Source organism: Neorhizobium alkalisoli (assembly GCF_007829835.1).
Lineage (GTDB): Bacteria > Pseudomonadota > Alphaproteobacteria > Rhizobiales > Rhizobiaceae > Neorhizobium.
Genome location: NZ_VIWP01000007.1, coordinates 149,168 through 163,331, shown reverse-complemented (window position 1 = coordinate 163,331; position 14,164 = coordinate 149,168). Strand labels below are relative to the sequence as shown.

The 14,164-nt window shown below is 61.2% G+C and carries 15 protein-coding genes; 9 read left to right on the top strand and 6 right to left on the bottom strand.

Annotated elements, in window-relative coordinates:
- Window position 1: 1 nt before the first annotated feature.
- A complete protein-coding gene (locus tag FHW37_RS24315; protein WP_145641053.1) occupies window positions 2–1,210 on the top strand; it encodes a DUF1501 domain-containing protein in 1,209 nt (402 codons plus the stop codon).
- On the opposite strand, the gene FHW37_RS24310 is transcribed toward FHW37_RS24315, so the two are convergent.
- From FHW37_RS24310 to FHW37_RS24295, 4 genes are all read right to left on the bottom strand, one after another.
- Window positions 1,207–1,875 carry a DUF930 domain-containing protein gene (locus FHW37_RS24310; protein ID WP_145641052.1) on the bottom strand — a complete coding sequence of 223 codons (669 nt, stop codon included), beginning with the start codon at window positions 1,873–1,875 and terminating at the stop codon, window positions 1,207–1,209. The two genes, FHW37_RS24315 and FHW37_RS24310, sit on opposite strands and share 4 nt — an antisense overlap.
- 166 nt (window positions 1,876–2,041) lie before the next feature.
- Window positions 2,042–2,536 (bottom strand): SRPBCC family protein, encoded by a 495-nt coding sequence (locus FHW37_RS24305; RefSeq protein ID WP_186458378.1) that lies wholly within the window; start codon window positions 2,534–2,536, stop codon window positions 2,042–2,044.
- Window positions 2,537–2,548: 12 nt separating this feature from the next.
- The gene (locus tag FHW37_RS24300) at window positions 2,549–2,884 is read right to left on the bottom strand and encodes an ArsR/SmtB family transcription factor (RefSeq protein ID WP_145641049.1); all 336 of its coding nucleotides are present in this window, start codon (window positions 2,882–2,884) and stop codon (window positions 2,549–2,551) included.
- A gap of 123 nt (window positions 2,885–3,007) precedes the next feature.
- Window positions 3,008–3,433 carry an acyl-CoA thioesterase gene (locus FHW37_RS24295; protein ID WP_145641047.1) on the bottom strand — a complete coding sequence of 142 codons (426 nt, stop codon included), beginning with the start codon at window positions 3,431–3,433 and terminating at the stop codon, window positions 3,008–3,010.
- 245 nt (window positions 3,434–3,678) lie between these two features.
- On the opposite strand from FHW37_RS24295, the gene FHW37_RS24290 reads away from it, so the two are divergent.
- Entirely contained in the window at window positions 3,679–5,508 is a 1,830-nt protein-coding gene (locus FHW37_RS24290) for a methyl-accepting chemotaxis protein (RefSeq protein ID WP_145641045.1), read from the top strand.
- A 196-nt stretch (window positions 5,509–5,704) separates the two neighbouring features.
- Window positions 5,705–6,316 carry a J domain-containing protein gene (locus FHW37_RS24285; RefSeq protein ID WP_145641044.1) on the top strand — a complete coding sequence of 204 codons (612 nt, stop codon included), beginning with the start codon at window positions 5,705–5,707 and terminating at the stop codon, window positions 6,314–6,316.
- On the opposite strand, the gene FHW37_RS33700 is transcribed toward FHW37_RS24285, so the two are convergent.
- A complete protein-coding gene (locus FHW37_RS33700) occupies window positions 6,294–6,452 on the bottom strand; it encodes a hypothetical protein (RefSeq protein WP_186458375.1) in 159 nt (52 codons plus the stop codon). The genes FHW37_RS24285 and FHW37_RS33700 overlap by 23 nt on opposite strands.
- A gap of 146 nt (window positions 6,453–6,598) precedes the next feature.
- Here FHW37_RS33700 and FHW37_RS24280 point away from each other — a divergent pair, with 146 nt between their 5' ends.
- The 5 genes from FHW37_RS24280 to FHW37_RS24260 all read left to right on the top strand — a co-directional run bounded on the left by FHW37_RS24280 (window position 6,599) and on the right by FHW37_RS24260 (window position 11,530).
- Window positions 6,599–8,023: an extensin-like domain-containing protein gene (locus FHW37_RS24280; protein WP_145641042.1), complete on the top strand. Its 1,425-nt coding sequence runs from the start codon at window positions 6,599–6,601 to the stop codon at window positions 8,021–8,023.
- 75 nt (window positions 8,024–8,098) lie between these two features.
- Window positions 8,099–8,512, top strand: coding sequence for a hypothetical protein (locus FHW37_RS24275; RefSeq protein ID WP_145641040.1), 414 nt, complete (start codon window positions 8,099–8,101; stop codon window positions 8,510–8,512).
- A gap of 406 nt (window positions 8,513–8,918) precedes the next feature.
- Entirely contained in the window at window positions 8,919–9,845 is a 927-nt protein-coding gene (locus FHW37_RS24270) for an ABC transporter ATP-binding protein (RefSeq protein ID WP_145641278.1), read from the top strand.
- On the top strand, window positions 9,842–10,603 hold the full coding sequence (locus FHW37_RS24265; RefSeq protein ID WP_145641039.1) for an ABC transporter permease: 762 nt from the start codon (window positions 9,842–9,844) through the stop codon (window positions 10,601–10,603). The genes FHW37_RS24270 and FHW37_RS24265 overlap by 4 nt, the downstream gene beginning before the upstream one ends.
- 159 nt (window positions 10,604–10,762) lie before the next feature.
- The gene (locus FHW37_RS24260) at window positions 10,763–11,530 is read left to right on the top strand and encodes a hypothetical protein (protein WP_145641037.1); all 768 of its coding nucleotides are present in this window, start codon (window positions 10,763–10,765) and stop codon (window positions 11,528–11,530) included.
- Between the two features lie 86 nt (window positions 11,531–11,616).
- Here the strand turns inward: FHW37_RS24260 and FHW37_RS24255 are convergent, their stop codons facing one another.
- Window positions 11,617–12,828 carry an MFS transporter gene (locus FHW37_RS24255; protein WP_246690890.1) on the bottom strand — a complete coding sequence of 404 codons (1,212 nt, stop codon included), beginning with the start codon at window positions 12,826–12,828 and terminating at the stop codon, window positions 11,617–11,619.
- Window positions 12,829–12,980: 152 nt separating this feature from the next.
- Here FHW37_RS24255 and FHW37_RS24250 point away from each other — a divergent pair, with 152 nt between their 5' ends.
- On the top strand, window positions 12,981–13,925 hold the full coding sequence (locus tag FHW37_RS24250) for an AraC family transcriptional regulator (protein WP_145641035.1): 945 nt from the start codon (window positions 12,981–12,983) through the stop codon (window positions 13,923–13,925).
- The last annotated feature ends 239 nt before the right edge of the window (window positions 13,926–14,164 follow it).

Here is a 14,164-nt window from a genome sequence, read left to right as displayed (position 1 = left end):
GATGGACCTTTTTAAAGGCATCAGCCTTGGGGGTATCGGCCAAGAGGGAGGCAGACTGTCGCGGCGCGGCTTTCTCGCCGGTGCCTGTTGCGTGGCCGCGAGCCCCGTCCTGACCCCGGTGACTTTCGCCGCCATGCCGGGCGACAACCGTTTCGTCACGATCATCCTGCGCGGTGCCATGGATGGGCTCGATCTCGTCCAGCCCTATGGTGATCCGGCCTATGCGGCGCTGCGGCCGAAACTCGGGATGACGCCGGATACGGGGCTGCTCGATCTCGACGGCTTTTACGGCCTCAATCCGGCCGCCTCGGCCTTGCTGCCACTGTTTCAGGCGGGCGAGCTTGCCTTCGTGCATGCGGTCTCGACGCCCTATCGCGACCAGCGCAGCCATTTTGACGGGCAGGACATTCTGGAAACCGGCGGCATGGCCAAGGAACAGAAGACCGGCTGGCTGAACCGCACGCTCGCCTCCATCCCGCGCTCCGACAGCCGCCGTGCCATCGATATCAATACTTCGATGGAACTGATCCTGACCGGCCCGAACAGTTCCGACAGCTGGTCGAGCCAGAGCGATCTGGCGCTCGCCGATGACGAGATCGCCTTTCTCGATCGTCTTTACGCCGGCGATCCGGCCTTTGCCAAAGTGATGGAAGAGGCGAAGCAGACGGCGCTGTCCGCAGCCGGTGCCTTTTCCGGCGACGAGAAACGCGGTGCCGGAATTGCCGACATGGCGCAACTCGCCGGCGGCATGCTGCGCAAGGATTATCGCATCGCCAGTTTCTCGATCAATGGCTGGGACACCCATGTCGGCCAGCGCAACCAGTTCGCCAAGGCGGCGGGAGAACTCGCCACCGCCATCACGACCTTGAAACAGGCGCTAGGTGATGCCTGGAAAAACACGGTCGTTCTGGCGATGACCGAATTCGGCCGCACGGCGCGTGAGAACGGCACCAATGGCACAGACCATGGCACCGGCGGACTTGCGGTTCTGGCCGGCGGCGCGGTGCCGGGTGGCAAGGTTCTTTCCCGCTGGCCGGGTCTCGCCGAGGACAAGCTGCTCGACCAGCGCGACCTGATGCCGACCGGCGATATCCGCGAGATCGCAGCCGCCATGCTCTACAAGCAGTTCAACATCAGCCCCAACACGCTGACGACAAAAGTGTTTCCGGGGCTGAGTTTTGATACGTCTTCGGTCTATCTCAAAGGTTAGTCGACGGACGTGCCGGAAAACAGGCTGTGCTCCGCCCACTGGTCTTCCGGAATTTCGGCGCCCATTTCGAATTCGAACGAGACGACCTCTTCGGTCGTCGCTGCCGTGGTGCAGGTATAGCTGATTGCATACCAGCGCTTCTTGCTGCGGATGGCGGCACCCGGCGCATCGACTGTTCGCCCGGAAAGCCTCGATTCAGCCATGGCATAGGCGACGACCGCGTCCGGCCGGTAATCCGCATTCCAGGCGCGAACCTGTTCCATCGCTTCGAGATTGCAGATCTGTTCCAGACGGTCAGCGCCCGACAATTGCTGCAGCGAGGCGCGTGCCTGCCAGCTGCGCGGATCGGCGAGCGTTTTTGCCGAAAGCAGCGTTGTCGCCTTGATGCGCCCTGCCGGAGCGGCGAGAGGTGCAATCGCCGGTTCCGGCATAGCTGCCAGCGGGGATTGAGGCGAGGGCGGAGGTGGCGCAGTGCGAGGGACGAAGTCTTCGCTCCCTGGAGCCGGTGGAGCTTGCAACGGCGAGAGCGCTGCCGATTTCGGGGCGGCACGCGTTGTCTCTTCGGCCGAAGCGTCCGGCACCTGTTCCGGCGTGACGATCTCGACGCTGATATCCTGCTCGGGGTCTGGAACTGTCTGTTTCGGGACGGGCAGGAAGAGCAGCAACAGAAGGCCGAACAGCGCATGTGCGCCGAGCGACAGGGGAAGGCTTACGATCGTGTCGGGCTCTGCCGCTGTCTATCGTCCATGGCTATGCAAAGTTGCTGCGGTCCTGCCCGGAGTCAACCTGACGGGCAATCACCTTGACAGGTGATTGCCTTGAGCTGCAGGCTTATCGGCCTTTGCGCCCCGCAACATGCCGCGCCAGCTTCGCCAATGTCTGGCCGCCATATTCGACGGCGCCAAAACCGATTGCTCCGTCTCTCTGCGCTTTCGACGGATGCATCTGACGCAGCGTCAGCACGGTCTTGCCATCACTCTGCTCGTCGAAGGTGACGAGCATGCGGAACTTGCCGGGGTCTTCGTCCTCGTCGGACCCGTGTTCGACCTCGATCAGCGCCGGGGTTTTCATGCGCAGAAAAACCATCCGGTTGGTGTAGCGGGTGCCATCGGGGGCGACCATGTCGAAGCGCCAGATACCGCCCTGTCGAAGGTCGATCTCTTTCGTTTCTATCGCAAACCCTTCCGGCCCAAACCACGCCTGGATCTGATCCGGATCCGTCCAGGCGGCATAAACGAGATCGCGCGGTGCATCGATCAGGCGGCTGAGAACGATCTCGCGATCGATCGGCCAGTCGCGCCAGGCGGAATCGGAATTTTGGATCAGGTCGCTCACGGTTCAATCCTCCCTTTTCATGCGTTGGATATGCGCTTCCATCCGGTCAAGGCGCCGTTCCCAGGTCGCGATATGCTGCCCGAGCCACGCTTCCGTCGCCTGCAACGCTTCCGGTTCGATCCGGCAGGTTCTGACGCGTCCGGTTTTTTCGGAGACGATGAGGCCGCTCTCCTCCAGCACGCGCACATGCTTGAGCAGTGATGGAAGTGCGAGTTCGAATGGTTCCGACAGTTCGCTGACGGATTTCGGCCCTTCGCACAGGCGGCTGACGATCGCCCGTCGGGTCGGATCGCCAAGGGCGGAAAAGGCGCGGTCGAGATCGGTTGAAAACTTAGCCATGTGGAAAAGTATTGACCGGCGCCCGATGCCGGTCAAGGAGAAACTTTCCCGTTTGGCTAAGTTTTGTGATCGGCGCCTGTTACAGGGAGAGGGGACAGAGCGTGATGTCTCGGGCCATCAGGGTCACTCTTCCGCCGGTACCGGCATCGGCTTGCCCTGCGCATCCATGGCGACCATGATGAACGTGCCGGCGGTGACCTTTTCCAGAATGCTGTGGCGGGAGCGCTGGGCCCAGGCTTCGACGGTGAGCGTGATCGAGGTGCGGCCGACGCGGACGATGTCGGTATAGATGCTGAGCGTATCGCCGATCTTGACCGGCAGTTCGAAGGCCATTTCCTTGACGGCCACGGTCGCAACGCGGCCACGGGCGCGCTCGCCGGCGCGGATGCCGCTTGCCAAGTCCATCTGGGCCATGACCCAGCCGCCAAAAATGTCGCCGGCGGGATTGGCGTCTGCCGGCATGGCAAGGGTGCGAAGGGTCAGTTCGCCGGTGGGTTTGCCAGAGGCATTGCTTGCCGGCTTGTCGGCGGGCTTTGTGGTGTCTGTCATGTCGTGTCCCTGATGATCGGAAAAAGGTCCTCCCGCGCGAACCTAGACACAGATCGCACGAAATCCCAGCCTGTTTTTTGGAATGGTTCTATCTGCCCATTGCATGCCGCTACCGGCAATACATCTTGGATTTCAAGTAATTCGCTGGCGCTAATGCACTCATCGGGTGCGAAAAGCATCATTTCACTACCTGGTAACCCTCTTTCATTAGAATTTGAGAGAATTTTGTTGGAGGGGAAACTATAATGAAGCGCCTGACCATATCCTGGCGACTATACAGTCTCATTCTGCTTTCGCTCGTCATTCTCGGCGGCGCACTGACCTTCAGCCTGTTCCAGAGCTATCGCTCGTCGGAACGGGAGCGCAAGGCGGGGCTGGCTCAGATGGATGACAATGCGCTTTCGATGCTGAAGCGTTATCAGGCGCTGGAAGCCTCTGGCGCGATGACGCGCGATCAGGCGCAGACCGAAGCAAAGGCCGCGATCGGCGCGATGCGCTATGCCGGCGGCTCCGGATACTTTTGGATCAACGACATGCAGCCGCGCATGATTATGCATCCGATCAAGCCGGAAATGAACGGCACCGATCTCAGCCAGAACAAGGATCCGAACGGCAAATTCCTGTTCGTCGAATTCGTCAACGTGGTGAAGGCGAGCGGCCAGGGTTTTGTCGACTATTACTGGCCGAAACCCGGTGCCGACCAGCCGGTCGAAAAATATTCGCACGTGATCGGCTTTGCCCCCTGGGGCTGGGTGGTCGGCACGGGCGTCTATACGGATGACCTGCAGGCCATGTTCCGCCAGGACGCGCTGCGTTTCGCCGGCATCTTTGCCGTCGGCGCGCTGCTTCTGGTTCTCGGCGCCTGGTTTGCGGTGAAAAGCGTCACGAAACCGCTCGACGGGGTCAAGCAGGTCCTGCAGTCGATTGCCTCCGGCCAGTCGAAAGTGGCCGTGCCCTGCACCGACGAAAAGAACGAGATCGGCGATATGGCCCGTGCACTTCTCGTGTTGCGCGATAGCGTCGAGGAACGTTCGGCCCTGCAGCGTCGCGAGGCCGACCAGCAGCGGGCGATCGCCGACGAACGTTTCGAGACGGAGCGCCTGCGTGGCGCCACCGCCGACCGCCAGTCGCGGGCGATGACCGAGCTCGGTCGTGCGCTCGAAGGTCTGGCCGATGGCGACCTGTCGGTTTCGCTTGCCGATATCGGCGAGGATTACGCCAAGATCCGCGCCGACTTCAATGCCGCAGTGGGCGCGCTCAAGAGCGCAGTCGGCGCGATTTCCGAGACCGGCTTTGTCGTGCGCGAAAGCGCAGCCGACATTTCGTCCGCCACGGGCAATCTTGCCCGCCGCACCGAACAGCAGGCGGCCGCTCTGGAGGAGACGGCGGCGGCGCTCGACGAGATCACCGCAACCGTACGCACGGCGGCCGAACGGGCGCATGAGGCGCGCGGCATGGTGAGCGAAACCAAGGCCAGCGCCAGCCGTTCCGGCGCGATCGTCCGCAATGCGATCGACGCCATGGGCCGCATCGAGGAATCCTCGAGCCGTATCAGCCAGATCCTGTCGGTCATCGACGAGATCGCCTTCCAGACCAATCTGCTTGCGCTGAATGCCGGTGTCGAGGCAGCACGTGCGGGCGAGGCGGGCAGGGGTTTTGCGGTCGTGGCGCAGGAAGTCCGCGAACTTGCCCAGCGTTCGGCAACGGCCGCCAGGGAGATCAAGGAACTGATCGGCAATTCGGCCCGCGAGGTCGAAGGCGGCGTGGCGCTGGTGCGCTCCACCGGCGATGCGCTGGTCGAGATCGCTGAGCTCGTCGAGCGGGTCAAAGCCCATGTCGAGACGATCGCAACGGCTGCCCACGAACAGTCGAACGGGCTGCAGGACATCAATTCCTCCGTCAACCAGATGGACCAGATGACCCAGCAGAATGCCGCCATGGTGGAAGAGACGACGGCCGCCAGCCAGACGCTCGCCGACCAGAGCCTGCATCTGCAGCAGCTTCTCTCGGCCTTCCGGCTCGGCGAGGGCGCAGCGTCGGACAACCGCCGCCCGTCGCATTACCGGGCCGCCTGAGCCGCAAGGCAAGCGTCGGCAACATCGACAGGGGCTCGCCGATATACTCGGCGAGCCCTTTTCTTTTCTGTCGCAGCGTCTTTTTTGTCGCAACTCTGGCGTTCTTCTGAATTTTTCAACCGTCACATAACAATCGTCATGTCGAGTTGATCGATAGGGTCTTGCCTCGTGGCGATGATTTTTACATATGACGTCGATGACGACTGATTCAAAAATTTTTGTTGGCCTCAAACCGATCCGCAGCAAGGCAAAGCCGAAGAGCAGCGAACCGATCGGTCCGAAGTGTCATTGGGATGGCTGCGACCGTGTCGGCCAGCATCGCGCACCTGTCGGCCAGGAGGCCGAAGGCCGGTTCTTCCTGTTCTGCATCGAGCATGTGAAGGCCTATAACGCGGGCTATAATTATTCGAGCGCGCTTTCGAGCCCCGAAGTTGCCCGTTACCAGAAAGAAGCCGCGACCGGTGCCCGCCGGGCGATGGGCAAGACTTTTGTGCAGCCGGAGGAGCCGCCGCTTCCCTCGACCGCCCGTTCCGGCTCGGCCAGGGTCGTCAACGCGCGCAAGTCCGCAGAGGAACGCGAGGCGAAAAAGGCCGAGCAGCAGAAGCGCAAGCTGCGCGTGCTCGAAGCCAAGGCTTTCGATGTGCTTGGCCTGTCCGAAGACGCGACGCCTGACGAGATCAGGAACCGCTACAAGGAAAGGCTGAAAATGCTGCATCCCGACGCGAATGGCGGCAGCCGTACGTCGGAAGAGCAGCTGCGCGCCTCGATCGAAGCCCACAAGATCCTCAAGCTGAACGGCTTCTGTTGATCCCGTCCATGCCGGCGCCGTGAATGGCACCCATGCCGGCATAGACGGTTTTCGCATCACCGATCCCGCCCGCGCCATTCGTGCCCGCTGCAAGCCGGGCGCGAGCTGCGGCGGCATGCGCCTGTTTCTCCCGCAATCTCCACGTGAAATCGCCTTGAAACCGCCCAGATCCGGCAAGGCTTCGTTTACCGACTCTGCCTAAACTCGCAGACTGTGTCATTTCGGCATCCCTGCGCCTTGAGCACGACTGTGTTTCGAGGCACCGAGAGAGCGGCAATTCGTATGGCGTATGCTTTTTCCTTCCGGCGGGCCGTGGCTCTGCTGATGATCTCGGCCACGATGGCAGGCTGCTCCTCGAGCGATCTGGTGCCGCCGGCGGCGATCGATTCAGGCCGGGTCGGCGCCATTCAGCCGACACGCTCGATCCCGCCCGAACCGGTGTCCCAGCCTGCCTACCAGATGAGCCCGGCGCCGGTCTCCCAGACAAGCGCCATGGATTACATGGGGAGCCCCAGCCAGCCGCGCGCCCCGATGGCGGCTTCTGCCCCCATGGCAAACGATGGCGGCCATTACCTGCGCGCACCCGATCAGGTCCAGTCGGCATCCCTCGGCGCGCCGGCACCCGCCGCCACCCGCGCCGGCCGCTTGCCGATGATCGACAGCGACGAGGCGATGCGCCAGCAGTCCCAGCCTTCGTCGAGAAATTTTCCGCGCGGCGCCGCCAACAGCATTCCCCAGAACGGCGTCAATATCGATGCCGAGCTCGGCGTCGGCCCGGATGAAAGCGACGTTACCGGTCTGGCTGAAGAGGAAGAGAGCAATATTGCCGAAGGTGTCGGTGACCAGCCCGTCGTCGATGGCATCGGCACCGACAATCCGCGCGCACTGAGAGCCCGCCGCCAGCCGATTTCCGATGACCGGGTGGTCGTGCCGCCGAAACGGCAGGGTTCCGGCATACGCGGTGACATGGCGAATGGCAGCGCCGTCTGGGGCGACAATTCCCCGGTCGTAGAACCGCGCCGCGTGCCCTCGGCAAACAGCCAGCAGGTGGCGATGTTGCGGCCGAACAATCCCGCAACGCTGGGCGGCTCGATGACCGATCAGGGCCCGATGAGCCAGCCGGACCAGCCGTGGCTGAGAAACGTCATGCCGCAATCGGAAGTCAGCTGCCGGGCGGAGCTGCGCAGCCTCGGCGTCGAGTTCAAGGACCTGCAGCGCATTTCCAACGGTCCGAGCTGCGGCATCGATTACCCGGTCAAGCTTTCCGGCCTCGGCGGCGGCATTGCCGTTTCGCCGGCCGTGACGCTCAACTGCCAGACGACGCTCGCCTTCGCCAAATGGGTGAAGAACGAGCTTAATCCTTCGGCCCGGCTGCGTTATTTCTCCGGCATCGGCCGGATCCAGCCACTCGGCGGTTATTCCTGCCGCCGCATGAACAATTCCAGCCAGCGCTACAACCCGATGTCGGAACATGCCAAGGGCAACGCCATCGATGTCGGCGCCATCGTGCTCAAGAACGGCCACGATATCGACGTGCGCAAGAAGGGCCTGTTCTCCTTCCGCGAGGGCGCGCTTCTGAAATCGGTGCGCAGCGACAGCTGCAAATATTTCTCTACCGTGCTCGGCCCCGGCAGCAATGCCGAACACTGGAACCACTTTCACTTCGACCTGCGCGACCGCAAGGGCGGAAGACGGTATTGCGACTGAGCCTTCGTCGCCGCCCTTGCGGGCGATAAGCGACTTGGGGTCACTTACAAATGAGTTTCGTTATGGGAGCTGGATATGCGCTTCGGCATGTTGTGCTGCCTTATGGTGTTCGCATTTTTCGTTCCGGTGAAGGGGTTTGCAGACGAGACGTTTCCGGTCGAGTTCGCAGTGTTGCTGACTGAGGGAGATCCGGTTTCGGGCAGCGCGACCTGTATGGTCGACAAACAATGCCAATTGCTTGATTCGAAGCTGCCGGGATTCGAGATCAGTTTGAAGGTTCATTCAGGACAAGGCGGAGTGACCGGCGAGTTGATGGTGAGCTGCGAGAAAGCCTGCTCGTTTGAAAACGAACGCCCAAAGGTCGATTTTGTTTATAAGCGGGGTGCCAGGCTTCGTTTCGGTTTTAAGAAGGGAGCCCCTGGCATTTGGGTGCCACTGGTTCTCATGCCGAAGAGCGGAATTGGCGAGATATTGCTCGTCTTCCCATAGAGCGATGATAAGCCGCGTATGCATCCCTCCAAAAGAAAAGCCGGCCCTTCGGCCGGCGAAACGGAGTGAGGGCTCACGGGGAAAGCCTGTTCTCCTGATAAATTTCGTTATGGCTTCTCACACAAGGCATGCGGCAAGCAAAACGAGGTATCAAGCAATCAAGAGGTGATCACGGCCGGTCGCTGGAAGCGGCGGCAAGGCGGCGGCCGGTGCTTGCCTGATGCTCTTGTGAACGAGCAACGTCACTGGATGATGACAAGTCGCCGTCAGTGTTCATCTTTCCCGCTTTTTGTGATTGGCGCTCAAAACCGAATGCAATATTCGTCCGCAAGGGGATGGTTTGTCGGGTGCAGATGCCTATATCTGCGGCAAATTCCGCAAAACCATTCCTTCCGTGAAGACCATCATGACACCGATCGTATCCGTCGAAAAACTGACGAAAACCTATGGCAACGGGTTCGAGGCGCTGAAGGGCGTCGATCTTGCCATTGAACAGGGCGAGATCCTCGCACTTCTGGGGCCGAATGGCGCCGGCAAGACGACGCTGATCTCGATCGTCTGCGGCATCGTCAATCCGAGCTCCGGAAAGGTTCTGGTCGGTGGCCATGACGTGGTGAAGGATTTTCGCGCCACCCGTTCCCTGATCGGCCTCGTGCCGCAGGAACTGACGACGGACATGTTCGAGACGGTCTGGAACACGGTCAGCTTTTCGCGCGGCGTTTATGGCTACAAGCCCAACCCGGCGCTGATCGAAAAGGTGCTGAAGGACCTGTCGCTCTGGTCGAAGAAGGACAACATGCTGCGCGAGCTTTCGGGCGGCATGAAGCGGCGTGTGATGATTGCCAAGGCACTCTCGCACGAGCCAAAAGTTCTGTTTCTCGACGAGCCGACGGCCGGCGTCGACGTCAACCTGCGCCGCGAGATGTGGCAGGTGGTGCGCGACCTGCGCAATACCGGTGTCACCGTCATCCTGACGACCCATTATATCGAGGAGGCGGAAGAGATCGCCGACCGGGTGGGCGTCATCAATGGCGGCAAGCTGCTGCTGCTCGAGGAAAAGACCGCGCTGATGAAAAAGCTCGGCCGCAAGCAGCTGCGCCTCGAATTGACCGAACCGCTAAAGGCGGTGCCGACGAGCCTTGCCGTCTATGACCTGACGCTGGCCGCCGACGGCCTGTCGCTGCTCCACGAATATAGGGACGGCGAGGGGCAGGATACGATCGCCTCGCTTCTGGCCGGCCTTGCAGCCGAAAACATTCATTTCCGCGATCTTTCGACCCGGCAGAGCTCGCTCGAGGACATTTTCGTGGAACTGGTAGGAGAAAAGGCATGAATTTCGAAGCGATGAAATCCATCTACGTCTTCGAGATGGCCCGCATGCGCCGCACGCTGTTGCAGAGCGTGATTTCGCCCGTCATCACCACCTCGCTCTATTTCATCGTCTTCGGCACCGCGATCGGCTCGCGCATCCAGACGATCGACGGCGTGTCCTACGGCTCGTTCATCACGCCCGGCCTGATCATGCTGACGCTGCTCACCCAGTGCATCAGCAACGGTTCGATCGGCATCTATTTCCCAAAGTTTACCGGAACGATCTACGAGATCCTGTCCGCCCCGGTGGCGATGACGGAAATCCTGGTCGGTTATGTCGGTGCTGCGGCGACCAAGGGGCTGATCATCGGCCTGATCATTCTGGCGACCGCGACCTTCTTCGTCGATATCCGCATCGCCCATCCGTTCATGATGGTGGTCTTCCTGGTGCTCACGGCCGTGACCTTCAGCCTGCTCGGCTTCATCATCGGCATCTGGGCCAAAAGTTTTGAACAGCTCAACATCATCCCGATGCTGGTCGTACCGCCTTTGACCTTCCTCGGCGGCAGCTTTTATTCGATCAGCATGCTCTCGCCCTTCTGGCAGGCGGTCAGCCATTTCAACCCGGTTCTTTATCTCGTCAGCGGTTTCCGCTGGAGCTTTTACGAGATCGCCGACGTGAACCCGTGGATGAGCCTTGCCATGATCTGCGTGTTCCTGGTGATCTGCCTGTCGCTGCTCGGCTGGATTTTTAGGACGGGGTATCGGCTGCGGAGCTGATAGCCAGGTCGACTATTGGGCGGCTGGCGGACGAGGTTGCAAACCTTTTCGCCATCATTCGCGGATTCGTCCAAAGGACGACGAAATCTTTCAAGTTCAAGATTTGCCATCAGCCGTAATCATCGTATTACAGCCCTGGTTCGGTCTCGATGGTATCTCATGAACGTATGGCGCGGATATGTTCTGGCTGGATTTTTGGTTCTGATCGCGGCCGGCGCTCATGCTGATGATCCGCCAAATTTTCCAGTCAATGTCCCCACGCATGAACTTTTCCAGCCGGAGGCCATCTTCCGCCCGGGCATGACGCCGGATCAGGTGAAAACCTTATTCGCTGGCAGAAAACCTCACTGGAAAATGCGCGAAAGTGAAGAATTCCTCCTGAGGCGCGGGTGGGAACAGTCTCTGCCGAACGAGCGATTTATCCAGGCGATCATCGCGCGAGAGGAACGGGATGACGTTGATCACAGTTACTTGCTCCGTTTCACGTCGCCTCTTGGACACTCGCAACTTTATAAAGTTACACAGAGTCTGAAGCGAAAGACCGGACAGAGCGGGTTCATGAAGCTGACGGACTGGTCGGATTTCATGCTGAAGCGGTTTGGCGCGCCGCAGCGAATGACGACCTTGGAAAGCAATATCTCGCTCATCTATTATCTTGGAACCGATCATCGCCCTTTGTCCGATGGCAAAGACCGCTGCCGTAGGGCTGGCTCTATGTATTCGGGCCTAGAGCTGAAGACCGACTCGGAGCTCGCCCAAGTGCTGTCTTATATCGATGAGACCGGTTGCCGTGAAATTCTGATTGTAAGTGCTGACAGCGGGAAGGACGGGCTTGCGGAGAGTTTGGTCGTTTCGATTGTCGATATGAAACGACAGGCGGAAGATACGAGAGCACGGTGGTGGCGGAAGCCTCCGCCAGGGCGATAGTCTTTTCGCGATGCTGGCCTAGTCCGCAATCCGAAAGAACAAATGCCGGCCGAGATTGGCATCCCGGCCGGGGTTGTTTTGAAAACTCAGCCGTTGAGTTCCGCCTTGGCCGGCTGGCGCATGCCGCCGGCAAGCATGATCCAGGCTGCGACGGCAGCCGAGAGGCCGGCAAAGCCGATGACGCCGAGCGGGCCCTGGCTGTCGACCAGCAATCCGCCGACCACCGCACCGGTCGAGATGGCGATCTGGAACGTCGTAAGCATCATCGCACCCGCACTTTCCACTTCATCCGAGGCGACGCGCATGACGCGGTTCTGGACGCTGACCGGGAAGGCACCGAAGCCAAAGCCCCAGATGACGACGGCAGCGATCGCCGCTGCCTGATGACCCGCCGTGGCAACCATGATGGCGGCCGAAAGCGCGATCAAGCCGGCTGCGAGCGTTAGCGCACCGCTGCTGGTACGGCCGGCAATGTAACCGCCGACGGCGTTGCCGACGAAACCGGCGATACCGAAGCCGAGCAGGACCAGCGAGACGGTCGAGACGTCCAGATGGATCTCACCTTCGAGATAGCTGCGGATGAAGGTGAAGCCGGCAAAATGGCCTGCGACCGCAAAGATGATGACGAGGAACACGCGGCGCAAAGCCGGGCGGCCGAGCAGCTTGAACATGGTGCCGAAGCCGGCATGGCCGGATGGCGGCATGGAGGGAACCGTCAATGCCTGTATGGCGAAGGCGAGAACGCCGAGCACCGCCGTCAGGTGGAAGGCATAACGCCAGCCAAAGGTCTCGCCGATCCAGGCGCCGAGCGGGGCGGCACAGACGGTGGCAAGCGAGACGCCGGCCATGACGATAGACATGGCCCGCGGAATGTCATTTTCCGGCACGAGGCGCATGACGAATGATGCCGACAGGGCCCAGAAGCCGCCGAGCGCCACGCCGAGCAGCAGGCGGGCGATCATCAGCGGTACAAAACCGCCGGCCGTCGCGGCGATCAGGCTGGAGACGATCAGAAGGGCGGTCAGTACGAACAGCACGATGCGGCGATTCATCTTGCGCGTGCCGACGACGATGCCGGGGCCGGCAAAGGCGGCGATGACGGCCGTTGCCGTCACCGTCTGGCCGGCAAGGCCCTGGCTGATCGAAAGATCGGAAGAGATCGGCGGCAAGAGGCTTGCAGGCAGAAACTCGGCCGTAACTAGGCCGAAGACGGTGAGCGACAGCGAGGTGATGGCAGGCCAGCCGGCCTTGGCGGGGGCCGCCACATTGGGCGACGAATTGGATCTTGAATCCATCATGGGATATTCCTTTATGCACGGTCTTGGGGAGAACCGTTGCAAAAATGGCCGAGACTCGCCGTTTTTTCTATGCTAAAAACTCCGATATGCTTGATCATTCGTCCAAATCCCCGGCCATAATGTCGCAGCCATCTGGGTATCAGGATACCGAGATGCGCGATCCCTTGAGCGAGATGCTGCGCGGTTTGCGGCTGGACGGCGTCGAATACGGCCGCTGCCGGCTGTCGGATCCCTGGGGCACGGCCTTTCCGGCGCAGGAGGCAGCACGCTTCCATTTCATCTCGTCAGGAAGCGCATGGCTGAAGACACCGGCCGGTGACTGGCTGGCGCTGCAGCCGGGTGATGCTGTTCTTCTGCCGCGCGGCGACGCCAATATCATTGCCAGCTCTCCCGACGTGACGCCGGTGCCGTTCGAACGTTTTGGCCGCAAGCAGGTCTGCGACGGATTTTACGACATGCAATGTGCCGATATCTGCGGCGACACGGTGGCGCTGACGGCCTCTATGCGCTTCAACATCGACAGGCTGCATCCGCTGCTGCAGCTCATGCCCGGCGCCATGCTGACCAGCGCGCTCGGCAAGAGCGAGCCGGCCATTCCGCATCTGCTCGAAGCCATGGCGCGCGAGGTCGATATGGACCGCGTCGGCGCCGGCGGCATTCTGGCCCGGCTGGCGGACGTGCTGACGGCAACCATCATCCGCGCCTGGGTCGAGCATGGCTGCGGCGACACGACCGGCTGGATCGCCGCCGTCCGCAACCCGGAAGTCGGCCGCGTTCTGGCCGCCATCCATCTGGAGCCGGAAAAGGACTGGCAGGTGGCCGAGCTCGCCCGCCTGATGGGCGTCTCACGCTCCGGCTTCGCCGAACGTTTCGCCCGCGTCGTCGGCGAAACTCCGGCCCGTTACGTGGCGCGCGTGCGCATGCACCAGGCGCGTTTGTGGCTGAAGGACGGAATGCGGGTGGCGACGGCCGCCGAAAAACTTGGCTATGACGCCGAGGCCTCGTTCAGCCGGGCGTTCAAACGCATTATCGGTGAGCCGCCGAGCCAGTTTCGGCGAAAGGATGGCGGGGTTGGGATGCTGGCGGCGGCGGAGTAGGGGGAATCATCGCGGCAACTATTATAACGGGTAGCATTTCCGAGTTCGCGGCTGATTGGGGAGAAGGTATGCGTTTGGAATTTATAGCGTTACTGCCTTGTGTCGCCATGATCGCCTCCGCCTTGTTGGTGCGCCGGGGCATCGCGACTTGGATGTCTTTGATCGGAGTCGGAGTGTCGCTGGCTTTCGCGATGTCAGAACTCCAACCAGGCGTCGTTCGAAGCTGTCAGATCAATGAG